Here is a 22,644-nt window from a genome sequence, read left to right as displayed (position 1 = left end):
ACCCTGCGGGTCAGGTCCCTTGAGGCGTGGCGTCACGATCCGGACTTGGCCGATTCGGCGCGGAGCACGTAGCGGGCAAGCGGGTCCTGGACGTGCGCCTGCAGGTCGGTGCGGACGGCGTCGATGGCCTGCTCGTTGACCAGCCACACGTTCACGGCCTGGTCCTGGAGGATCTGGCCGGCTTCGGCGTAGAGCTTGTAGCGCGCCTCGGCGTCGGCCGTCGTGGCCGCCTGCGCGATCTTCTTGTCGTACTCAGCGTTGCAGAAGTGGCTGAGGTTGTAGGTTCCATCGCAGGTGTAGTCCGCGGTGAGGAAGCCGATGGGGTCGGCAATGTCGATCAGGCGGTTGCGCTGGCTGAGCACCATGTCGTAGTTGCCGGACAGCAGGTCCGGTTCGACGGCGGCGTATTCCTTGGTCACGATTTTCACCGGGACACCCACGGCCTTCAGGTTTTCCTGGATGACGGTGGCCACGTCCGCGAACTCCGCGCGTTCCACGATCGCGACAATCTCCAGCGGGCGGCCGGCGGTGTACCCGGCGGAAGCGAGCAGCTTCTTCGCGGCGTCCACGTCCTGCTTCGGCGTCTCCGCACCCTTGATGGCCCACGGCTCCGAGGGGGCAAACGGTCCGGTGGCCGGGATCGCGGCGCCCTCATAGACACTGGCGGCCAGGGCGTCCAGATCGAGAGCCGAGCGGACCGCCTTGCGGAAGTCGACGTTGTCGAACGGGGCCTTGCCGTTGTTCATGTACAGCGTGGCGGTCCGGGGTGAATCCGCCTTCAGGACCTTCACCTTGGAGTCCGACTCCAGGGCAGCCAGGCCGGAGACCGGGATGGACAGGGACACGTCCGCCTCGCCGGTCTGGACCTGTGCGGTGCGGGTGGCTCCGTCCGTGATGAACCGGACCTCGGCGCCGGCGAGCTGGACCTGGCCGCCCCAGTAGTCCTCGTTGCGGTCCAGCGTCAGGGACTGCTTCGGCTTCTCGGAGACGGGCTTGAACGGGCCGGTGCAGTGGCCGAACGGATCGACGGTCCCGCCCTTGAAGGCGGCCGGAGACAGGACACCGGTGTTCACGCTGGCCAGCCGGTAGGGCACCAGCGGGCTCTCGGTGGGGGTGGTTACCCGGACGGTGTTCTCGTCGATGGCCTTGACGGTTTTGACCACCTTGGGGCTGAAGGCGCGGGCAGGAACATCGGCGTCGAGGACGTTCTGCAACGAGGTCACCACCGCCTTGGCGTCGAGCGCGGCGCCGTCCTGGAACTTGACGCCCTTGCGGAGCGTGAAGTCCCACTCCAGCGGGGAGACCTGCTTCCACTCCGTGGCGAGCGAGGGCACGATCTTGCCCTGCGTCTCGTCGTAGCGGGTCAGGGTCTCGAGGCAGCCTGACAGGGAGAGGATGTAGGCGGCGTCGCTCTCCAGCGCCCAGTCCGCCACGGGTGCGCGGAAGTTGTCGACGACGATCCGCTGGTTAAGGTCGGCCGCCTGGCTGGATTTGCCGGCTTCGCCGCTGAAGCCGCAGGCGGAGAGGGAGAGAAGCGCCACGAGTCCCACGGACACGGACAGCGGGAAGGAAAAGCGCAACGGTAAACCACCTAGTTATGAATGCCTGCGCGCGCGGCAGGCCGAAACCGGAACGGCCGAGATGGGCCAAGCTGAGTGTAGGCTAACCTAACTTCCCGACCCAAACCGGGCCGCTCGGCGTCGTAATATATCAGTCGGTTTCCAGTATTCGATTGGCACAGCCCGCGTCAGTAGTTGCGGCGGTGCCTGAGTCGAGGAAGCACGACGGCGAACACGACTGCCGCCGCGAACCCCAGTACGCCTGTGGCCGTCACGCCGGCGCCAAGGGAGGCTACCGCCGTCACCGCGGAGAGAAGCACGGGGCCGCCTGTTGTTCCCGCGTCGGCCATGAACCGCCAGAGGCCCAGGAACTGCCCGCGGCCGCGGTCGGGCGAGAAGTCGGCGCCCAGCGTCATCACCAGTCCGGAGCTGATCCCGTTGCCGAAGCCGATCAGCAGGGCCACCAGCAGCAGGCTGGTGAACCCGGCGGTCAGCGGGATCAGCACCAGCGCCACGCCCATGATCAGCGTGGACGGGATGGCCACCCACTGCCGCCCGCGCCGGTCCATCACCTTCCCTGCGGGATAGAAGACCAGCATGTCGATTGCGCCGGAGAGCCCGTAGACAAGGGAGGCGTGCGTGGGATCAAGGCCCAGGTGGTCGGCCCACAGCGGGATCACCACCTGGCGGGAGGCGCGCAGCGCGCTAAGCAGGAGGATGCCGATTCCGACAGTCAGGAAGACACCCGCGTGCGAGACGGCCACCCCGCGCAGCGTAGGCTCTGGCCTCGTGTCATCGGGATCGGACCCGCCCACCGCTACCAGGTCGCGAACGGTGACGGCGAGCACGGCGGCAGCGGCCATGCCGGCAACGCCTACCCAGTACGCGCCGCTGATGCCGACAAGGGCGATGGCCGCGGCGCCGATGAACGGCCCGATAAACACACCGATCCGGCTCACGCCGCCCAGCGTGGACAGGGCGCGGGCGCGGAACTCCACCGGCACGGCCTCGGTGAGGTACTTCTGCCGGGCCAGGCTGAAGACGGCGGCGGACATCCCGACGACGGCCATCGCCACCGCGAGCAGCCAGAGTCCGTTGCCGATCACCAGCGACACCCCCGCGGCCAGCAGGGCCAGCGCGCCGGCGGCGGCCGCGCCCACGATGGACCAGCGTTCGCCGAACTTCAGCGTGATCATCGAGGCGGGCAGGTTGAAGAACCACGAACCGAGCCCGATGAGCGTGACGATCAAGGCGGCCACGGCAACGGAAGCACCCAGCTGGACGGCGGACAACGCCACCACCGGCAGGATCGCGCCCTGGCCAACGCTGAACAGGAGGGCGGGGCCGAATGCCGGAACAGCAATGCCGCGGAGACTGAAGGGCGGCGGGCTGTTCGGTGGAGTCATCCCCCTCATCCTAGGTCCGCGCCCGGTCCGGACCGCGGAAACCTTGGTTCCGCGAGGCCAGAATCACAAACAATTTGATTTACAGCGTCACAGATTTCAACCAGACCTTGGCGAAACTAATCAGGGTGCTTAGCCTTGAGTCAGGGCGAGGCGCGCGGACCCCAACCGGACATCGAGTATGGTTCGGAAAAACTGAACAGACGCAGGAGTGATCATGGAAGTCTGGCCGGGCAGCGCGTATCCACTGGGTGCGACCTTTGACGGGATGGGGACAAACTTCGCGCTCTTCAGCGAGGCGGCCACCGCCGTCGAGCTGTGTTTGATAGCCGGGGACGGCGCCGAAACGCGCGTGGAGCTCCTCGAGGCGGACGGGTACGTGTGGCACTGCTACCTGCCCCAGATCCAGCCCGGGCAGAAGTACGGGTACCGGGTCCACGGCCGGTATGACCCCGCCAAGGGCCAGCGCTGCAACCCCAACAAGCTGCTGCTGGACCCCTACGCCAAGGCCGTCGCCGGACAGGTGCACTGGCACCCGGCCATGTTCTCCTACAACTTCGGCGATCCGTCCTCGCGGAACGACCAGGATTCGGCGCCGCACACGATGCTGGGCGTGGTGATCAACCCATTCTTCGACTGGGCCGGGGACCGGCCGCCCCGGATCCCCTACCACCGCTCCGTCATCTACGAGGCACACGTCAAGGGACTCACCGAACTGCACCCCGAGGTGCCCAAGGAGCAGCGCGGCACGTTTGCCGGCGTCGCCCATCCCGCCGTCATTGCGCACCTGCAGCGGCTGGGCATCACGGCCATCGAGCTGATGCCGGTGCACCAGTTCGTCAACGACGGGACGCTGCAGGAAAAGAACCTCAGCAACTACTGGGGCTACAACACCATCGGGTTCTTCGCGCCGCAGAACACGTACAGTTCGATCGGCCAGATGGGCCAGCAGGTGCAGGACTTCAAGGCGATGGTCCGCTCACTGCACCGTGCGGGGATCGAGGTGATTCTCGACGTCGTCTATAACCACACGGCGGAAGGAAACCATTTGGGTCCCACCATGAGCTTCAAGGGGATCGACAACGCCGCGTATTACCGCCTGCTGGAGGACGACAAGCAGTACTACGTCGACTACACGGGCACCGGAAATACGCTGAACGTCCGGCAGCCGCATTCCCTGCAGCTGCTGATGGACTCGTTGCGGTACTGGGTCACGGAGATGCACGTGGACGGGTTCCGCTTCGACCTCGCCGCCGCCTTGGCCCGGGAGTTTTACGACGTCGACCGGCTCTCCACGTTCTTCGAACTGGTGCAGCAGGACCCGATCGTGTCGCAGGTGAAGCTGATCGCGGAGCCGTGGGACGTCGGGCCGGGCGGGTACCAGGTGGGCAACTTCCCGCCGCAGTGGACGGAGTGGAACGGGAAGTACCGCGACACCGTGCGTGACTTCTGGCGCGGCGAACCGGCAACGCTGGGCGAGTTCGCGTCCCGGCTGACCGGCTCCGCCGACCTGTACGAGCGGTCGGGGCGGCGGCCGGTGGCCTCGATCAACTTCGTCACGGCGCACGACGGCTTCACGCTGCGGGACCTGGTCTCGTACAACGAGAAGCACAACGAGGCCAACGGCGAGGGCAACCGCGACGGCGAATCCCACAACCGCTCGTGGAACTGCGGCGTCGAGGGCCCCACGAACGATCCGAAGGTGCTGGCGCTCCGGGCCAGGCAGCAGCGCAACTTCATCGCCACGATGCTGCTCTCGCAGGGCGTGCCGATGATCCTGCACGGCGACGAACTCGGCCGGACGCAGCAGGGCAACAACAACGTCTACTGCCAGGACTCCAGGCTCAGCTGGGTCAACTGGGACGCCATCGACATGCCGCTCATGGACTTCACGTCCGCGGTCAACCGGCTCCGTGCCAAGCACCCCACGTTCCGGCGCAGCACATTCTTCGACGGCCGGCCGGTGCGGCGCGGCAAGGGCGAGAAGCTGCCGGACATCGTGTGGCTGAACGAGGAGGGCATGGAGATGCTCCCCGAGGACTGGGGCCGCGGCTTCGGCCGGACCATCGGGGTGTTCCTCAACGGCGACGGCATCCAGGGCCGGGACGACCGCGGCCGCCGCATCACGGACGTGAACTTCCTGCTGTACTTCAATGCGCACGACGACGACATCAAGTTCACGCTCCCGTCCGGTGAGTTCGCCGAGGCATGGGACATGGTGATCAACACGGCCGGCACCGGAATGGAACGCGGCCCGATCGACGCCGGCTCGGTGCTGAAGGTGGCAGCCAAGTCCATGGCAGTGCTCCGCGCCCGCGACCTGGCCCAGCCCGAACCCAACCTCTCCGTGGCGCCCGGCCTCCAGTCCCCCGGCCCCGCCTAACCCGATCCCCTCTCACTACCTGCACGTTTTGGACCAACCCCCTCTCACTACCTGCCGATTTCCCCCGAACGCCCTCTCACTACAGGGGCCAATGGCGCGAAAGGACCAAGGCGCCGACGGCGCCACTACGGAGCCCGCCATGCACTGTTCAGCTGCGACCGGCGGTCCGAATGCCGAAGCAGGTCTGTGACGTTTGCCACGGCCGACATCGGTAGGTATTTTTACTCTCACAGCAATCTTCCGGGTGGCATTCAGGTAAAACTGGGGTCTCGCCGTCGTAATCCGGATGATGAGCAGTACGAGCGTCTCCCGCCTGGCCCAGCCTGAATCTTCAGCGCAGCAGCGACGAGCCGCTCTGCCGCGGCTGAACCGCCGGGGCTGTCCCGGCGGCCACTTCGTGTTTGGGGGACGCACACATGACCGTATCCAAATGGGTCGCCGCCGGCTCGTCCGCGGCCGTAGTCGCTGGCGGACTCTTCCTTGCGGCTCCCACAGCCGCCGCAGCACCCGGTGACCCTGCCTGCGTGCAGGCTTCCACACAGTTTGAGGCCGCACTTTCGGCCGCCGGCATCACCGAGGCCACCGTGGCCGATCTCGAATCAAAAGCGGCAGTGGCGGCTGACACCGACGCCAGTTACCGTGCGTTGGTCGAAGCGGCCGGAGCAGTCCCCGCTGCCGAACTTGCCACTGCACAGGCAGCCCTGGACGACGCCATCGCAGCGACCGCAGCTGCTGAAGAGGCGGAGGAGGTAGCCGAAGATTCTGGTGATCCGGCGGCCATCACTGCTGCGCAGGAGGCCACGGAAGCAGCCGAGGCGGCCGAAGAGGCAGCACAGAAAGCGGTGACGGACCTGACTGCGGTGTACGACGCAGCCACCAACACGCCGGAGATCGTCGCGGCCCTGGACGCCGCCGACGCTGCGGCCGCTGATTTCGACGCCGCGCTGGCCGCCGTCTCGCTCGACGAAGCCACCGCCAACGGCCTTGCAGGCCTATTCGAGGCCTTCCTCGCAGCCTGCGATCCGGACTCGACGGGCGTTGGTCCGGTCACGCCGCCGGTGATAGCACCGGGAACACCGCCGGTCACCGGTCCGGGGACTGTTCCGGGAAGCACGACGCCGGCCGTCGCCGGCGCGGCCGACGTGACCCTTGCCGGGGGCGGCACTGCGCTGGCCACCACGAACAGGGGCCTGAACGTACAGACCGCTGCGGAAGCCAAGCCGGAGGTCCATCCGGGGCTGGCGCTCCTCGCCGGGCTCCTGGCGGCGGGCATCGCCGTGCCCACGGCGGTTGCCATGAGGATGCGCCGCCTGGAGCGCAGCCGCGGCTAGGCACGTGGTTCCGCCAACCTCCCCAAGCCGGCGCCGGCCCGACCGCCGCCGCTGGCTTGCCGTGCCCGCAGTTGCTGCGGCGGGTTTGGCGGCCGCTCTTTTCCTGGCGCCGTCGAACGCTGTTCCCCCCACCGGCGGCGGCCCCCCGACCGGCGGCGGCAGCACCGCCGTCGTGCCTTCATTAGTACCCTCAACGGCGGGTTCGCCGAGCGCCACGGCCGTAGCCCGCAAGCCGGTGCCTCCGCTGGCGGCGGCGCCGACGGCCGTGTCAATCGCGGCCGCCGATCTGAACGTGCGGGTCCTTCCGCTGACGCCGACTGCGGACGATCTGGCTTCGGAATCGCTGGTTCCGCCGCTGACCCTCGACGCGTACTGGCTGACGAGCTACGGCGTGCCGGGGGCGGGGTCGGCGAATACGACGTACATCGTGGGGCACAGCTGGGACGGCCGGGATGCCCCGTTCAACCGCCTCAGCGACGAATCGCTCGTGGGCAAGGCGGTCACGGTCACCACGGCGAAGGGCGCGCTGAAGTACGTCGTGGATTCGGTGACGACCCACGACAAGAACACCCTCAAGGACAGCGACATCTGGAACGTGGTGCCCAACCGCGTGGTGCTGATCAGCTGCTACACCGAGGACCCGTGGGGCAAGAACGTGGTGGTCACGGCCTCCCCCGCCCCGTAGCGATGCTCTCTCATTTGTTACCGCTTTTGGCCGGACGCTCGCTCACGTTTCGCCGCTTGTCCTTGGACGCTCCCTCCGAAGCAAGCTTGATTCAATATTGATCGAATCCTGCGGCAATGCTGGGCTGGATACAGCAGGCAAGTGAGAGCACCGTGACAGTATTAGTTCGGTTGCAAAAATCCGACAAAAAACTTCCTGGGGGGAAACTATGTCCACAACCGAAATCACGCCTGCCACGACTCCGCCGACTGCGGACAAATCGAAGCGCAGAAAGGCCAAAGCAATTCTGGCCGGCGGCCTTGTTCTCGGCATTGGGGCTGCCGTTACGCTCGCCGCCTGGAACGACTCCGAGTTCGTCTTTGGCGACTTCAAGTCAGGCGGTTTCAATGTTCAAGGCAGCACGAATGGAGTCGATTTTGCCGAGCACTCGACCGCTGATGACAAGGAGAACTTGAGCTTCTCCACAAACTACGACAATCTCAGCGCCAACGAGACCGTCGCCGCAGCATATGCCCTTCGTCTCGACGAGAAATCAACCTATGCAGCCTCCGTAGGAGCGGCAGAAGCCGTCGCGGGCGGAGACGCCACCACCGCCGGAAAAATGAGCTATGGCATCATCAAGGTCGACTCGATTGCAGCATGCACGCCCGATGCAACGGGCACGACAATCGTGGCTGCAGGGACTGCCTTCGGAGCCACACCCGTAGTGACCCCTTTTGTCCTTGCAAAGCCCCAAGAAGTTAACGGCACTACTGCAGCAGGTGCCAGCACCTTCGTCTGCATCAAGGTAAAGGCAGATGCCGATCTACCCCAAGGCAAAGCCGTCACTGCGACGTGGAAATTCGTCGCAACGTCGACCCCGTAAGAATTCGCGGACGCGTGAAACAGTTACATCACCGTACTTTCACCCGTATACGCGCAGTACTGGCTGGTGCCCTCGTCCTTGGCGTGGGCGCCAGCGTCACCTTTGCCTCGTGGACTGACTCCGAGCATGCGGCGGGCACATTCACCGCCAGCACATTCCGCCTTGAGTCCAGCACCCAGACCACAGACTGGCGTGACAGCACTTCTGCGACGGACGCATCACTCACTGTGAACGCGACCGGGTTGTCACCTGGCGCATCGGGCTACTCATGGCTCAATATCCGCACCACCGTGGGATCAACGGTAGGTGGAATCGTTGTTCTGACGAGTTCGACGCCGGTTGGTGACCTGTCGCCTCAGCTTGAGTACCGGGCGGTGCTGACATCTGCTGCGACGACATGTGACGCCAGTGCGTTTTCCGGCGCGCCTACGTTTATCGCCGGGTCGTCGTCGGCATATCTGGCGGCGTCTGCTGTGGGGACTCCGACGGTGAGTTCACCGATCGCCGCCGCAGGAAACAGCCCGTTGCGCTACTGCTTCGACGTCCGAATCAAGACCGGCGCGGACAACAGCTTCCAGGGCAAGTCGGCAACAGTGAGCTGGCTGTTCACCGGAACATCGGACTAGGGGGGATCGTGAATCAAAAGGCCAGCGGAGGCAACCGGATCGGCAATGCCCTCCTGAACGTGGCCGCACTTGGCGGCACCGTCTGCATCATCCTGGTGATCCTTGCGTTCTACTTCCAGATCACCTTGATCATGTTTAAGACCGGCTCCATGAGCCCGACCATCCCGGCGGGCTCGCTCGCCGTCGTTAAGAAGATCCCGGCCTCTGAAGCGCGCGTGGGCGACGTCGTCACGATAGACCGCACGTCGGCGCTGCCCGTGACGCACCGCGTTACATCTGTTTCGCCGGCTGAAGGCGGCGCAGCCAAAATCACGATGCGCGGCGACGCCAACCCAACCGACGATCCCCTTCCCTACGAAGTCCAGACCGTGCGGATCGTTCTGTGGTCAGTGCCGGAGCTCGCTTACACCGTCAACGCCGCAAATAACCCGCTGGTGCTGGGCGGCCTTACGGTCGTGATGGCGGTCGTGGTGACGTGGGCTTTCTGGCCGCGGGATGAGCCCCGCCGTCGTCGGGATGAAAGCGGGCGCCGGGAAGCGGCGACATGAAGCGGCAGCGGATCGCCGTCGTCGGACTGCTCACTCTGACGGCGGCCCTGGTTGTCGCACGGCCGGAGCCGACGACGGCGGCATGGACGGTGCCGCAGCACGCTCAAGCGACGTTGCAGGCTGGAACAGTGATGAAACCAGCGTGGACGGACTGCAGCAGAGATGGACTCGGCTTTATTTTCAGGTGGAGAACGCCGACAGGCGGCCTGCCGAGATCCGGGTATTCATGGACCCTAAGCCGAGGCGGGACAACCGTGTCCGGACCGAACTACAAAGCGGCAGACGTTGAATCGTTCACCGTCGCGCCGGACCTCTTAGCGTTGGGCGAGAGCACCGTAACTTTAACGGCCATGGGACCGGGCGGTTGGACAGCCAGCACGACCGGCACTATCAGCAGCGTCCTCCTAATCGGAACTAGCTGCAGCGTATGACGGACACCAACGACCCAGCCCGCGAGCCCCTCACCGGCAAACAGAAGGCATTGCTCTTCCTGAACTCCCGCCGTCGGAGGTTCTGGGCCGGTCTCACATTCTTCGCCGTGTGGCTCCTGCTCCAGTTCCTCTTCGACAGGGCGGAGAATTTCCCGCTCAACCTGGTTCCCAACATCTTCCTGTATGGAGGCGGCGCGTTCCTTGTGGTCCTCTGGACGAACGGCGCTGTCCTGTACCAGCCGGTCCCGCTCCCCGCCGGCATCATGCGCAGCACCGCCACGACCCGCTTCATGAACGAGGAGGCTTGGGAGACAGACATGTCTCCCGCCCAGGCCCAGGACGTTCTGGTCCGGCTGTTTCAACAGCCCGGCACGGAGGCGCGCGTCATCGGCAAGACCGTCTGGGTCCAGCTCGGCAAGGAGTGGCAATCCGAGGACTGGTGGCACCGCGGCGCAGCTCCGCACATGAAGCGCAGGGCACCAGTCCACTTCTTCCTCAACGCCACCGACTCGGGAACAGCCATCACCGCTTTCAGCCAGGACCGCAGGCTGGGCGGAATGCACGACGTCGTCCGCCTCTCGGACGAGATGAGCGCCACCGCGGTAAAGCTGGCCAGGAACGCTACCGAAAGACCCGACGACGAGGGCCGGGAGCAGTAAACTCCCGGCCCCCACCTCCCGGACGCGGCCGGAAAAAGACGAGCTACTTGCTCAGGAACCCATCCAGCGCGGGAAGGTCGTCCGTGTTGATGTGGTCAACGCCGGCATTGCGCAGCTCGGTCCACATCGCATCGCGCGCCGGCCCCGGCTGGTCCGGCGTCGCCCAGAACCGCACCCGGTACCCGTTCGCGTGGGCCGTGTCCACATACGCACGCAGCTTCGCGCGCTCGGCCTCCGGCATCGGCCCGACACCCTGCCACGTGAATAGCTTGGTCCAGTTGTCACTGACCAGCGGCATCAGTGAAGCAGGCATCCCCGAAGCCAGATCCGACGAGCGGCCGTCGTAGAAACCGAACCTCCTGTCCGCAGCCTGCATCGTCGCCAGCGGGCGGTTGCCGCTGATGACGGCCGTGACCGGCCCGGCGGAAACCTTTCCGTTGGCGTAGCGCGTCATCAGCGCCGGGTGCTCGGCAAGTTCCTTCTCGACGGCCGCATAGGTCGTTTCGCCGTCGCTCTTGATGTCGATCAGCAACTGCAGGCTGCCGTCCCAGCCCGGGTAGACGCTGTGGCCCTGCTGCCGGACGAGCTTGTCCAGCGGGTCCAGGTAGAGGCTTTCGAGGGTGACGCCGGCGCGCGCGTCCGCGAGGTCGTGCGCCACGCGCAGCTCGCCGTCCACCAGCCAGACATCCGCCTCCACACTCGTGAACCCGTGTTCCAGCGCGTCCAGCAGCGGGCGGTCGTGTTCGTAGTCGTTGTGCGCGTGCGCTGCGGCATGCGGCTCCCCCAGTACGACGCCCGCATCGGGCGCCGCGGTGGACGGGGCGGCGATTCCGGCGAGCGCCGTTAGGGCGACGAGGGCGGTGACGGTGCTTTTGAGCAGCACAGGGTTCTCCTTCAGTGCGGTTGGGGGACGCAGCCGCCGCTTCCCGGATGGGGAACGTCCGACGGCGTGCCCCACCACCCTGCCCGCCGGCAGCTAACGCTTGCCCACCGCCGCCTGACGCTGCGGTGAACAGGATGTGTCGTGCCCCGGGTTGATCGGGGCGCAAGCCGTTGGTTGAGCGTGCGCCGTTAATCGAGCCTGTCGAAACCAGGGGGCCGGACCCCTTGATCTCGACAAGCTCGATCAGCCGGTGATAGAGCGTCGGGGGAAAACCGGCAGCAACCGATAGAGCGTCGGGGGAAAACCGGCAGCAACCGATAGAGGGTCGGGGAAAAACCGGCAGGAAGTGATAGAGGGTCGGGGGAAAACCGGCAGGAAGGGAGAGGGCGTCCCGCGGGCTAGCCGACGTGGATGCCGGGGCGGCGGGCGGGGTCGGGCTCGTTTTCGCGGATGATCTCGCGGACCACGGGGGCAGTGTCGCCGCGGCCCAGGAGCAGGTAGCGCATCAGGTGTGCCAGCGGGTTGCCCTCGGCCCACTCGAAGTAGGCGTGCGGCTTGACCCCGGTGGCGGCGTGCAGGGCCAGCAGGATCGCCGCGATGGCGTTCGGCGCTGCGGGGCTGGTGGCGCGCAGGACGCGGTGGCCGGCCACCTCCACGCCGCGCACCGTGAGCACGTCACTGAAGCCGGAGGGGTCCGTGATGTCGATCTCGAGGAACATCACGTCGGCGGTGCCGGGAACCGGGTTGTTCTCCCGCTGCGCAGCCTCCTTCTCCGCATACTCCTTGGCGTCCCTGGCCTGCGGGCGGTTGGCGATGATGTTGATCCGCCCGTCGTAGTCGATGGTGTCCGTCACGAAGCGCCGCGCGGCCTCGTCGAACTCGATCCGGTCCACCCGCAGCTCGGTAGTGCGCGAGACCCGGGACACCAGCGAAACCACCACGATGCCCAGGATGAAGAACCCGGAAATCGCCAGGCCGTCCGGCTTCTCGATCACGTTCTCCGCCAGGGCGTAGAGCATCACCAGGGTCAGGACGGTGAAGCCGACGGCGGCCCCGCGCTTCTTCTTGCGTGCGGCGGAAATGCTCACGGCCACCGCCCCGGAGACCATCATGAACAGGATCCCGGTGGCGTATGCTCCGGCCTGGGCGTTGACGTCTGCCTTGAAGCCGAGGGTGATGAGGATGCTGATGGCCGTGTACACGAGGACCACGGGCCGCACCGCGCGGGACCAGTCCGGAGCCATGCCGTACGAAGGCAGGTAGCGGGGCACGATGTTGATCAGCCCGGCCATCGCGGAGGCGCCGGCGAACCACAGGATCAGGATGCTGCTGATGTCGTAGACGGAGCCGAAGCCGTTGCCGAGCCGCTCGTGCGCCAGGTACGCGAGGGCACGGCCGTTGGCCGGCCCACCCTCCTGGAAAGCCGAGGCGGGGATCAGCACGGTGGTTACGAAGCTGCTGCCGATGAGGTACACGCTCATCACCACGGCCGCCGTCGTCAGGAGCTTGCGGGTGTTGCGGATCCGGTTCTGCAGAGTCTCTTCCGGCGTGGCACCGGACGCCTTGACCAGCGGCATCATGCTGACGCCGGTTTCGAATCCGGAGAGGCCCAGCACCAGCAGCGGGAACGCCAGGATCGCCGGCCCGGCGATGTTCCCAATGCCGCCGCCAAAGGAGCCGAGCGAAGCCATCCAGGCGGCGACGGCACCCGGCTGGGTGACGGCGTCGTAAATTCCGGTGCCGATGATGACGGCGTTCAGCAGCAGGAAGACGCCCACCAGCGGAATGGCCACGGCCACCGCCTCGGAGAAGCCCAGCAGGAACACCCCGCCCAGGATCAGCAGCATCACCACGGTGATGGGCACGGCCTGGCCTTCAAGGAACGGCGGCAGGTACGGGTTTTCCAGCATGTGCACCGTGGCGTCGGCGGCGGACAGGGTGATGGTGATGATCCACGACGTCGCCACGAACCCGAGCAGCACCAGCACGAACACCTTCCCGCGCCAGAACGGCAGCAGGTTCTCGAGCATGGCCACGGACCCCTGCCCGTGCGGGCTCTCGTGCGCCACCCGCCGATACATCGGCAGCATGCCCAGCAGCGTCAGGGCCACAATCAGCAGGGTGGCCAGCGGCGACAGCGCGCCGGCGGCGAGCGCGGCGATGCCGGGCAGGTAGGACAGCGTGGAGAAGTAGTCCACGCCGGTCAGGCACATGACCTTCCACCAGCTCTGCTGGTGCCCCGTGCCCTCCTCGGATTCCGGCCCCACCGGCTGGTGCACCTTGTGCTCCAGCAGCCACCGCGTGAACGCGCCGCCGGGGCCGTTCTCCCGCTCTGGGTTGGGCACGCTGGCCGGAACGGAGTATTGGGCTGGTGCGGTCATGAAGTGTCTTTCTGGATTTTGGGGAAGGTCCGCCTTCGGGCCGCCGTCGAGCGGCGGGAGGGCGGGCCGGGAGCGGCTTACCCGCCGCCGGACTGCGGGAGAGGCGTCCGACGGCGGGGGCTACTTCGTTGCTCTGATGAGCCGGTAGATCATGTAGCCGGTTACGGCGATCCCGAGGATCAGCCACAGCAACGGGGCACTTTGGGTCAGCATGGCAGGACACGGCCTTGCGTGCTTGAGGTGGCCACGGGGTCCTTCGATTCATATGGGCAGTTTGCTGATGACCACGGGAGCCTAGCACCGGCCGGAATCCGAAAAGCGCCAAAACCGGGGATCTTAACGCTTTCTTAACGCCTTGCCCTTCACACCGGCTCCGGGGAATTCCGCGGTGGTAGCGTGACGCGTATGCGCGACGTTCCTGACCCGAAGGCCCGGCCTGCGGGCAGGAACGCCCGTCCGGCAGCCAAAACGGCCAGGCTCGCGGCGAAAACCGCGGCCAAAACGGCGAGGCAGTCGGCCAGGCCCGACAGTACGACGGCGGACCGCGGCTTCAGCGGGCTGTGGTCCGGCGGCTCCAAAGTCTTCCCGCGCATCCTCAACGTCTTCGCACCCCAGCACCCGGCGCAGGTGATCGTGCTCGGGTTCGCCGCCGCCGTCGCCGTCGGAACGGGGCTGCTCATGCTACCGGTCTCGCGGAACGGCCCCGGCGGCGCACCCTTCCTCGATGCCCTGTTCACCTCCACGTCCTCGGTGTGCGTCACCGGGCTGATCACCGTGGACACCCCGGTGTACTGGAGCGGCTTCGGCAAGGTGGTGATCATGGCCCTGATCCAGATCGGCGGATTCGGGGTCATGTCCTTCGGCACGCTGCTGGGGGTGCTCATGGCCCGGAGGCTGGGCCTGCGCTCACGGCTCTCAGCAGCGGCGGAAATCAAGAGCACCGGCTTCGGCGACGTCCGCCGCGTGCTGCTCGGCGTGCTGGCCATCAGCCTCACCGTGGAGATCGTGCTCGCGGGAATCCTGGCCGCCAGGCTCGTAGCGGGCTACGGTTACGAACCCGGCCGCGCGCTGTGGCACGGCATCTTCCACTCGGTCTCCTCGTTCAACAACGCCGGGTTCGCGCTGCACACGGACAACCTCATCGGCTTCGCGGGCGACCCGTGGATCTGCCTGCCCATCGCGGCCGCGGTGATCATCGGCGGTCTCGGCTTCCCGGTGCTGTTCGAACTCCGGCGGCAGTACCAGCGGCCCATCCACTGGAGTATGAACACCAAGCTGGTCCTGATGGGCACCGCCGTCCTCCTCGTCAGCGGCACCGTCTTCATCACCGCCGTCGAATGGTCCAACCCGGCAACCCTCGGCACGCTCAAACCGGGCGAACGCATCCTGGCCGGATTCTTCCAGTCCGTCATCACCCGCACGGCCGGGTTCAACAGCATCGACATCGGGCACATGCACGAGGTGTCCTGGCTGGGCATGGACATCCTGATGTTCATCGGCGGCGGCCCGGCCGGCACCGCCGGCGGCCTGAAAATCACCACCTTCAGTGTCCTGTTCTTCATCCTGCTGACGGAGCTGCAGGGCGGCACGGCCGTGAACATCTTCGGCAAGCGCCTCTCCCGCGCCGTGCACCGGCAGGCGATCACCGTGGTGCTGCTGGCCATCGGGCTGGTGGTGGGCTCCACGATGTTCCTCATGATCATCACCGACTTCGGCCAGGAGCGGATCCTGTTCGAGGTGATCTCCGCGTTCGCCACGGTGGGGCTGTCCACCGGCATCACCGCCGCCCTGCCGCCGGCCGGGCAGGTGGTCCTGATCCTGCTCATGTTCATCGGCCGCCTCGGCCCGGTGACGCTTGGCGCCGCGCTGGCGCTCCGCGAACGCCCGCTTCTCTACGAATACCCGAAGGAAAGGCCCCTCATTGGCTAAGAACTTCTTCTCCCGTTCCCCCGAATCCGGGGCGCCGGCTGACACGGTGGTGGTCATCGGGCTGGGCCGCTTCGGCGGGTCGCTGGCCCTGGAGCTCGAGGCGCAGGGCACCGAGGTGCTGGGCATCGACTCCAGCGAGGAGACCGTCCAGTCCTACAACGGCCGGCTCACCCACGTGGTCCGGGCGGACTCCACCAAGGAGGAGGTGCTGCGCCAGCTCTCCGTCCACGAGTTCGACCGCGCCGTGGTGGGCATCGGCAGCGACATCGAGGCGAGCATCCTCACCACATCGCGCCTGCTCACGTTCAAGAAACCGCAGATCTGGGCGAAGGCCATCAGCGAACCGCACGCCGAAATCCTCAACCAGCTCGGCGTGGACCACGTGATCCGCCCCGAGCATGACATGGGCAAGCGCGTGGCCCACCTGGTCCGCGGCTCGCTGCTGGACTACGTCGAGTTCGAGGACGACTTCGTCATGATCCGCACCAGCCCGCCCACCGAGGCCCGCGACCGCCCGCTCGGCGTGCTGGGCCTGCGCGACAAGTACGGCATCACCATCGTGGCGGTCAAGCGCCCCGGCGGCACCTGGGGCCACACCACCGCGCAGACCGTCCTGTACGACGACGACCAGATCATCGTGCAGGGCAGCAAGACCCAGGCGGAGCGGTTCAGCAACATGCCGTAGGGCCTACCCGGGCTGCCCGTCCTGGCTGGCTACCGCGTGGCCGGCGCCTCGATAAAGACCACCTGGCTCAGGCTTCTGACGGGCTTCCGCCGGCGGACCGCAGGCTGGCCGACGGCGTTTGCCGGCTTCCCGCCGTCGGACTTCAGTTTCCCGGCACCCGCGGAATGCCCGGGAACCGTGGAATGCCCGACGGCGGATGCGGCCTTTCCGGCCGGCACCCGCCGCACGCTGAGCTGCTCAAGATCCAGCAGCCGGCGGGTGCCGGTCCGGGCGTCGATGATCCAGAACAGGTCGATGTCCCGGAAGGTACTGCTCACCGTCCCTTGATGCGCCAGCCGTCCGCGGTGCCAGGCCTCGACCTGGTCGCCTATTGCCAGCTCGGCGCTGGACTGCACTTCAAGCGTCGCATTTTCGTTCACAGCCGGTCCCCCTCCATCGGAATGTTGATGGGACCAGCCTGCACCACGATGTTTTCTGGGACGTTTCGGGCGGGTGTTTACTGTGAGTCATCCCGGTTTCCGGCTGCGCCCGCGAACGCACCTCTCAGTTGGTGGTGTGCGGCATGCCGGGGAGGACCTCTGCCGTCCTGGGCGCCGTTCTTCAGCCAGGCGGTGCGGATGGCGCCCTTGGACACCTGCGCCCCGGTCATGGCGGACCAGACAATGGCACCCCTGTCGAACGACTGTGAGGCTCCGCCGGCCCGCAGGCCAGTGGTTTCACGCCGCTCGGTGGGGAACCCCAGGCCGCTGGTTTAGCCGCCCTCCGCGAAGTACTTCCGTCCGATGGCACCGGACAGGATGGAGACGTTCCTGTTGGTATAGACAATCACGCCGTTCTGGAAGCTCTGGGCCTGTCCCCCGTTTGGGGTGGCGTACTCTTCCGTGACTGGGTACCCGAGCCTGCTCTTGTCCGCGCCATCCTGGAGCCACACCGAGCCGATGGGACCATCCATGCCGCGTGCTCCGGTCTTGGGGGACCAGTAGATCAGTCCGCCATTAAACCGCTGTCCTGCGCCGCCACCCTTGAGTCCCGTCATCTCGTCGGTCTGGGCCGCGTTGAACCCGCCGTACTTGCCCTGGCCTGCCTGCCAGCGGCTCCTGATGGCACCCGAAATGGGGTATGCGCCGAGCGGTGCAGCCCATGTGATCCAGCCGCCCTGGTACTGCTGGTAGACGGTGTTGTCGAAGGCGATGCCGCTCTTGAATTCGCCCGAGACCGGGTATCCGAATTTGCCCTTCTCGTATCCGAGCTTCGAGTAGGTGGTGCGGATGGCGCCGCGTGAGACCTGGGCGCCGGTCGACGGCGAATAGACGACGAAACCGCGCTGGTGGCCCGTGTATCCCGACGGATTAAGGCCGATGGCCCACCCATCCGTGGCGGCCTTCGGAGACGCACTGCTGCCGCCATCCAAGGTTTTTCCACGCCGCTCTCCCTAGCGTCGGAATGAACCCACCGGGGCCTTGTTCGAAAGGGGCAGCTATGAAATTTCGGCGCATGCTGCACCGTTTCTTTGCGCTGCTCCAATTCCGCGTGCTGCAGCCCCTCGGTGCGCTGCGCATCGCCGTCGGCAGTTTGGCCGCCGCGGCACTGGTGGCCCTGATGTCGCTGACCCCGCTGGCACCCGCAAACGCGCACGACGCCGTCGAAAAAGTTGAGCCCGCCGACGGGTCCACCGTTGCCTCGGTTCCTGCGGCGGTCAAGCTGACGTTGAACAACACGCCCATCGCCCTCGGCGCGGAGGTGCTGGTCAAGGACGAAACCGGCACCAGCCAGTCCCTCGGACCGGTGGTCATCGAGGACAACCACTTTGCCCAGGCAGTGAAGGCCGGGGCTCCTGCCGGCCGGTACACGGTCGAGTGGCGCATCGTGTCCTCGGATTCCCACCCCACCGGCGGCGAGGCCGTGCTCGCGGCGGGAGCGCTGATGACCGGGCGCTACGTCCGCCGGAACCCCCGCGGAGGGAAGCGCGATGATGGAAACGGGGCCCGGCAATGATGCGTCATGAATGCCCACACTGTGGTGCCTGTCACAAAACAAGCCGTACAGTAGGTTTTACTGCTGAAGCCAATGTCGTCGTCCAGGAGAAAGGACAGTCCGTGAAGCCGCATGCCTCCTTTCGCCTGTTCCGCTCCGGGCTGATCGGATCCATCGTCCTGGGCCTGGCCGCCGGCGGGCACCTTGCCGGCGGCGGCCAGCTGCCCATGCCGGCGATCCTCGCTGCCCTGTGTGCCGTGACCATGCTTCCGGTCGCGGCCCTCACCCGTTTCAAGCTGTCGCTGCCGGTTCTGATCGGGCTGGTGGGTGGCGGGCAGGCCTGGCTTCACTTGGCGTTCGACGCCATGTCCGCAGACGCGTCGACGGCGATTTCCATGGCCACGCTGTCCGGGCACGCCGGACACACGCCGGCGCCGCTGAACCACGTGGCGCTGTTGATGTCCGCCCCGGTCCACGGGGCTGCACCTGACGGACTCATGTTCGCTGCCCACGCTGTCGCCACACTGGCCACGGCGCTGGTGCTTGCGCACGGCGAGCGGGCCCTCGCGGCACTGGCCGACTGGCTGGGTCCGCTGTTCCGGGTTCCCGAACCGTCCGTCGTCGTTCCCGTCCGTGCCCCCTCCACAGGCGCGGTTGCCGCGGTTCTTCCGCCCAAGCATCACTCGCTGCGCCTGCCGTCCCGCCGCGGCCCTCCGCTGCTCGCCGCCGCCGCGTAGAGACAGTTCCTTTCACAACTGGCAGGAACTTCCGACGGCGGTTCTTCCGCTTCCCGGACAGGCCTCCTGGCCTGCTTTTCCTGACCCCAAAAAAAACTTGTGAAAGGCACTCCCGCCATGAATACCTCCCTTCGCCGTACCCTCAAGACCACCGCAGCCGCCACCCTGGCGGCCGGGTTCCTGGCCGCCGGCGCGGCCGCGGCTTCCGCCCACGTCACCGTCGACCCGTCCGCCACCTCGGAGGGCGGCTTCACCAAGCTCACTTTCAGCGTCCCCAACGAGTCCGATACCGCCAAGACCAACCGGCTCGAGGTGAAGCTCCCCACCGACACGCCGCTGACCTCCGTTTCGGTCCTGCCCATCGAGGGATGGAAGGCCCAGCTCATCACCACCACGCTGCCCAAGCCGGTGGAGGTGGCCGGGGCCACCGTGACCAAGGCACCCACCAGCGTGGTCTGGACGGCTGACGCCGCGCACCAGATCGGGCAGCACCAGTTCCAGATGTTCACCCTGTCCGTCGGCCGCCTCCCCGCAGCCGGCACCACGGTGACCCTGCCCGCGGCGCAGGGCTACACGGACGGGACCACCGTCAACTGGGCCGACGCTGCCGAGCACCAGCACGCGTCAACGTCCTCGACCGCGCCGGCCTCGGAAGCTGAAGAGTCCCACCCGGCGCCGGCCTTCGTCACCACTGCGGCCGAAAGCGAGGGCGCCCACGCAGAGGCGAGCCCGGCAGCCACACAGGCCTCGGCGGTGGCGCCGGCCTCTTCGACTTCCTCCTCCGGTGGCGACACCGCGGGATGGGTCGGGCTGGCCGCGGGACTGATCGGCCTCGCCGCGGGCGTGACGGCGCTGGCCCGGACCCGCGCCAGCAAGCGGTAACCGGCCAACGCTTCAACAACCTTTTCGCTGAGCGCCTCCCGCCCGGTTGACCGGGCGGGAGGTTGCTTCGCGCTCCCGAAACGCTTCGCGCTGCGCTGATTCACTGCCCTGTTTCGTTCTGCACGGCTTCGCCCTGCCCTGTTTCGTTCTGCCCAGCTGCGTTGAGCCCCGGTTGGCTATCTGCCTGGATTCGGGTCGCGGCGCCGGCGCCATTGCTTCGGGGCGCTTACGCCGATGCCGTAGCGCCCGGCCGCGGGCCGACCGGGCCGTTCCAGCGGGGACGTGCCTGCGGGCCATAACGCGCGCACAGCGCAGCAGCGCAGCCAAAGACTCGAAAGACAAAACCATGACTGTATTAGCCGACCCCCAAACGTCCACACAAACATCTCCGCCGGCCACCGCCCCCGCCGGCAATGCACCGGAGGGCCGCGGATGGTTCCGGGCGTTCCTGCTCCGGCTCCACTTCTATGTCGGCATCCTCGCCGGCCCCTTCCTGCTCGTCGCGGCGCTCAGCGGCGGCCTGTACGCCGTCACGCCGCAACTGGAACAGGCCGTCTACGCCAAGGAACTGCACGTCCCCGCGGTCACGAATCCCCTGCCGCTCTCGGCCCAGGTGAAGGCAGCCATCGGCTCCGCCGGCGGCGCCACACCTGTCACCGTCCGCCCGGCACCCGGCCCCGAGGACACCACCCGCGTCCTCTTCGCAGACCCCTCGCTGGAAGAGTCCGAAAACCGGACCATCTTCGTGAACCCCGGCACCGGCGAAATCCGCGGGGACCTCACCACCTACGGCAGCAGCGGCGCGCTGCCGATGCGCACCTGGATCTCCAACCTCCACCGCTCCCTGAACCTCGGCGAGCCCGGCCGCGTCTACAGCGAACTCGCCGCCTCCTGGCTGTGGGTGGTCTCGATTGGCGGGCTGGGTCTGTGGATCGACAGGATCCGACGACGCCGGACAGCACCCCCGAAGGCCCGCCCGGCTTCCGGCCGGGCCAGGACGGTCTGGCTCCACGGCACCACCGGCACCGTCTTGCTCGCCGCCGTCCTGTTCCTCTCCGCATCCGGCCTGACCTGGTCCGCCAGCGCAGGCGAGAACATCACCGCGCTGCGCACCAGCCTCGGCTGGCTGACGCCCACCGTTTCCACGTCCCTGAACGGTCCGGCGTCCACACCGGCCGGTGACCATTCCGGTCACGGCCCGGCGTCGGCACCCGTCAGCGCGGCAGCCGATCCGGCGGCCTGGGATACCGTCCAGCGGATCGCCCGGGCTGACATCATCACCGCCCCCATGGTCGACATCAAGCCGCCCGCCGCCGAGGGCAAAGCCTGGACGGTCACCGAGGCCGGCAGGGAATGGCCCGCCACCGCCAGCGCTGTGGCCATCGACCCGGCGGCCGAGCAGGTCACCAGCCGCGCCGACTTCAAGGACTTCGGGCTGCCGGCGAAGCTGACCCGCTGGGCCATCGCGGCGCACATGGGCCTGCTCTTCGGCCTGCCGAACCAGCTGGTCCTGCTCACCGTGGCGGCAGGCCTGGCCGCGATGGTGGTCTGGGGTTACGTGATGTGGTGGAAGCGGCGCCCCACCCGCGGTAGCGCCTGGGCTGTGGGCAGGCCGGCACCGCGGGGAGCATTCCTCCGCGGACACTGGGCAGGAGTCCTGGCAGCGATCACGGCGATGGTGCTCGTGGGCATGTTCCTGCCGCTCCTTGGGTGGAGCCTGCTCGCCTTCATCCTCCTGGACACGGCAATAGCGGGAGCCAGGCGCCGTCGTCGTCCATTGCAGCCGGAACCGGAAGCGGAACCGGAACTCTCACCGGAACGGTAGCGCCGTGGCGCGCAAAGTGGGCATGGCCGCCCCGGCCCGCCGTCGATAGACTGAAAGTGGCCGCCGCGGCAGCAGGCCGCCCGGCTTTCCCGAACAGGAGGTCACGATGGGTTTGGGTGACAAGATCCACAACGCCGCCGAAAAACTCCACGGCAGAAGCAAGGAAGCAGCCGGCCGCGCGAGCGGAAACGAACGGCTCCGGTCCGAAGGCAGGGCCCGCCACATCAGGGCCGACCTCAAGCAGGCCGGCGAAAAGATCAAGGACGCCTTCAGGAGGCATTAAGGTCCCGCATGAGAGCTCGAGGCCCTGTCCGGTAAGAGCGGACAGGGCCTCGCCGCGTCTGCGCACGCTCCGGCCTTTCAAACGCGGGGGCGTTAAAAAATCGTTAAGATTCCCGCCGCTGGCCGGTGAAACGCTGTTGCGGCTTAGCGCGGCGAAGTACCGTGGATCCATGCCGTCCTGCGATGGCCCCCAACACCGCAGGGCGGCATTTCCATGCCCTTCGACACGCGGCTCGCGATTCAAACGGCGGCCCGCGTCGCCGCTTGGCCGTTTTACCACAAAGAGCCGCTCCAGGTGCTTCGGAGGCGGCCATTTTTGGCAAAAGCACCCGTCCTCGGGAGTCTAACCACACACGCCTCCCGGTGTCAGCCCCGGCCGCGCGGCGGTGGAAAACGGCGTACCCTCATTGATATATATGAGTGCCCCAGCAAAGCCGTGTGAACATGCGTCATCTGAGTAGATTGGCAGTCCTGGGAGCCGCGCTTTTGCTCGCTCTGTCTGCAGCGGGCGGCCCGCCCCAGTCTCGGCCCACAAGTCAGTCGCTGTCGGCGACAACGGCCGAGTTACTTCGTGCG

The 22,644-nt window shown here is 66.9% G+C and carries 21 protein-coding genes; 14 read left to right on the top strand and 7 right to left on the bottom strand.

All coding sequences use genetic code 11. The features are described from left to right. Positions 1-32: 32 nt before the first annotated feature. Both R5O87_RS19590 and R5O87_RS19585 read right to left on the bottom strand, forming a co-directional pair. A complete protein-coding gene (locus R5O87_RS19590) occupies positions 33-1,580 on the bottom strand; it encodes an ABC transporter substrate-binding protein (protein ID WP_410556616.1) in 1,548 nt (515 codons plus the stop codon). Between the two features lie 167 nt (positions 1,581-1,747). Further along, positions 1,748-2,965: an MFS transporter gene (locus R5O87_RS19585; RefSeq protein WP_410556617.1), complete on the bottom strand. Its 1,218-nt coding sequence runs from the start codon at positions 2,963-2,965 to the stop codon at positions 1,748-1,750. A gap of 214 nt (positions 2,966-3,179) precedes the next feature. Between R5O87_RS19585 and glgX the strand changes: the two genes are divergently transcribed. The 7 genes from glgX to R5O87_RS19550 all read left to right on the top strand — a co-directional run bounded on the left by glgX (position 3,180) and on the right by R5O87_RS19550 (position 10,490). Next, positions 3,180-5,345, top strand: coding sequence for a glycogen debranching protein GlgX (gene glgX, locus R5O87_RS19580; protein WP_410556618.1), 2,166 nt, complete (start codon positions 3,180-3,182; stop codon positions 5,343-5,345). 416 nt (positions 5,346-5,761) lie between these two features. Beyond that, positions 5,762-6,676 carry a hypothetical protein gene (locus R5O87_RS19575; protein ID WP_410556619.1) on the top strand — a complete coding sequence of 305 codons (915 nt, stop codon included), beginning with the start codon at positions 5,762-5,764 and terminating at the stop codon, positions 6,674-6,676. Positions 6,677-6,737: 61 nt separating this feature from the next. Further along, positions 6,738-7,361, top strand: a complete 624-nt coding sequence (locus R5O87_RS19570; protein ID WP_410556620.1) for a class F sortase — start codon at positions 6,738-6,740, stop codon at positions 7,359-7,361. A 208-nt stretch (positions 7,362-7,569) separates the two neighbouring features. Further along, positions 7,570-8,226 carry a SipW-dependent-type signal peptide-containing protein gene (locus R5O87_RS19565; protein WP_410556621.1) on the top strand — a complete coding sequence of 219 codons (657 nt, stop codon included), beginning with the start codon at positions 7,570-7,572 and terminating at the stop codon, positions 8,224-8,226. A gap of 14 nt (positions 8,227-8,240) precedes the next feature. After that, positions 8,241-8,852 (top strand): SipW-dependent-type signal peptide-containing protein, encoded by a 612-nt coding sequence (locus tag R5O87_RS19560; RefSeq protein WP_410556622.1) that lies wholly within the window; start codon positions 8,241-8,243, stop codon positions 8,850-8,852. 8 nt (positions 8,853-8,860) lie between these two features. Beyond that, positions 8,861-9,400, top strand: a complete 540-nt coding sequence (locus R5O87_RS19555; RefSeq protein ID WP_410556623.1) for a signal peptidase I — start codon at positions 8,861-8,863, stop codon at positions 9,398-9,400. Positions 9,401-9,827: 427 nt separating this feature from the next. Next, on the top strand, positions 9,828-10,490 hold the full coding sequence (locus R5O87_RS19550) for a hypothetical protein (RefSeq protein WP_410556624.1): 663 nt from the start codon (positions 9,828-9,830) through the stop codon (positions 10,488-10,490). 43 nt (positions 10,491-10,533) lie between these two features. Here R5O87_RS19550 and R5O87_RS19545 read toward each other — a convergent pair whose 3' ends face one another. Together R5O87_RS19545 and R5O87_RS19540 are read right to left on the bottom strand one after the other, a co-directional pair. Then, on the bottom strand, positions 10,534-11,373 hold the full coding sequence (locus R5O87_RS19545) for a phosphatidylinositol-specific phospholipase C/glycerophosphodiester phosphodiesterase family protein (protein ID WP_410556625.1): 840 nt from the start codon (positions 11,371-11,373) through the stop codon (positions 10,534-10,536). 398 nt (positions 11,374-11,771) lie between these two features. Next, positions 11,772-13,754 (bottom strand): APC family permease, encoded by a 1,983-nt coding sequence (locus R5O87_RS19540; protein ID WP_410556626.1) that lies wholly within the window; start codon positions 13,752-13,754, stop codon positions 11,772-11,774. Positions 13,755-14,159: 405 nt separating this feature from the next. Here R5O87_RS19540 and R5O87_RS19535 point away from each other — a divergent pair, with 405 nt between their 5' ends. After that, a complete protein-coding gene (locus tag R5O87_RS19535) occupies positions 14,160-15,683 on the top strand; it encodes a TrkH family potassium uptake protein (RefSeq protein WP_410556627.1) in 1,524 nt (507 codons plus the stop codon). Next, a complete protein-coding gene (locus R5O87_RS19530; protein ID WP_410556628.1) occupies positions 15,676-16,368 on the top strand; it encodes a potassium channel family protein in 693 nt (230 codons plus the stop codon). The genes R5O87_RS19535 and R5O87_RS19530 overlap by 8 nt, the downstream gene beginning before the upstream one ends. Before the next feature lie 29 nt (positions 16,369-16,397). On the opposite strand, the gene R5O87_RS19525 is transcribed toward R5O87_RS19530, so the two are convergent. From R5O87_RS19525 to R5O87_RS19515, 3 genes are all read right to left on the bottom strand, one after another. After that, positions 16,398-16,787, bottom strand: coding sequence for a hypothetical protein (locus R5O87_RS19525; RefSeq protein ID WP_410556629.1), 390 nt, complete (start codon positions 16,785-16,787; stop codon positions 16,398-16,400). A gap of 77 nt (positions 16,788-16,864) precedes the next feature. After that, positions 16,865-17,074 (bottom strand): hypothetical protein, encoded by a 210-nt coding sequence (locus R5O87_RS19520; protein WP_462836447.1) that lies wholly within the window; start codon positions 17,072-17,074, stop codon positions 16,865-16,867. 45 nt (positions 17,075-17,119) lie between these two features. Further along, positions 17,120-17,779 carry an LGFP repeat-containing protein gene (locus R5O87_RS19515; protein WP_410556630.1) on the bottom strand — a complete coding sequence of 220 codons (660 nt, stop codon included), beginning with the start codon at positions 17,777-17,779 and terminating at the stop codon, positions 17,120-17,122. A gap of 68 nt (positions 17,780-17,847) precedes the next feature. Between R5O87_RS19515 and R5O87_RS19510 the strand changes: the two genes are divergently transcribed. The 5 genes from R5O87_RS19510 (at position 17,848) to R5O87_RS19490 (ending at position 22,069) form a co-directional block, all read left to right on the top strand. Beyond that, entirely contained in the window at positions 17,848-18,363 is a 516-nt protein-coding gene (locus tag R5O87_RS19510) for a copper resistance CopC family protein (RefSeq protein ID WP_410556631.1), read from the top strand. A 101-nt stretch (positions 18,364-18,464) separates the two neighbouring features. Further along, positions 18,465-19,079, top strand: coding sequence for a hypothetical protein (locus R5O87_RS19505; protein ID WP_410556632.1), 615 nt, complete (start codon positions 18,465-18,467; stop codon positions 19,077-19,079). Positions 19,080-19,196: 117 nt separating this feature from the next. Next, positions 19,197-19,961, top strand: coding sequence for a YcnI family copper-binding membrane protein (locus tag R5O87_RS19500; RefSeq protein WP_410556633.1), 765 nt, complete (start codon positions 19,197-19,199; stop codon positions 19,959-19,961). Between the two features lie 346 nt (positions 19,962-20,307). Continuing rightward, entirely contained in the window at positions 20,308-21,786 is a 1,479-nt protein-coding gene (locus R5O87_RS19495) for a PepSY-associated TM helix domain-containing protein (RefSeq protein WP_410556634.1), read from the top strand. Between the two features lie 106 nt (positions 21,787-21,892). Next, positions 21,893-22,069 (top strand): CsbD family protein, encoded by a 177-nt coding sequence (locus R5O87_RS19490; protein WP_306925217.1) that lies wholly within the window; start codon positions 21,893-21,895, stop codon positions 22,067-22,069. Positions 22,070-22,644 lie beyond the last annotated feature (575 nt).

The organism is Arthrobacter globiformis, from assembly GCF_046536215.2.
In the GTDB taxonomy this organism is placed as follows: domain Bacteria; phylum Actinomycetota; class Actinomycetes; order Actinomycetales; family Micrococcaceae; genus Arthrobacter; species Arthrobacter globiformis_E.
Note: the sequence above shows the minus strand (reverse complement) of the source record. Positions and strands in the feature narration are given on the sequence as shown.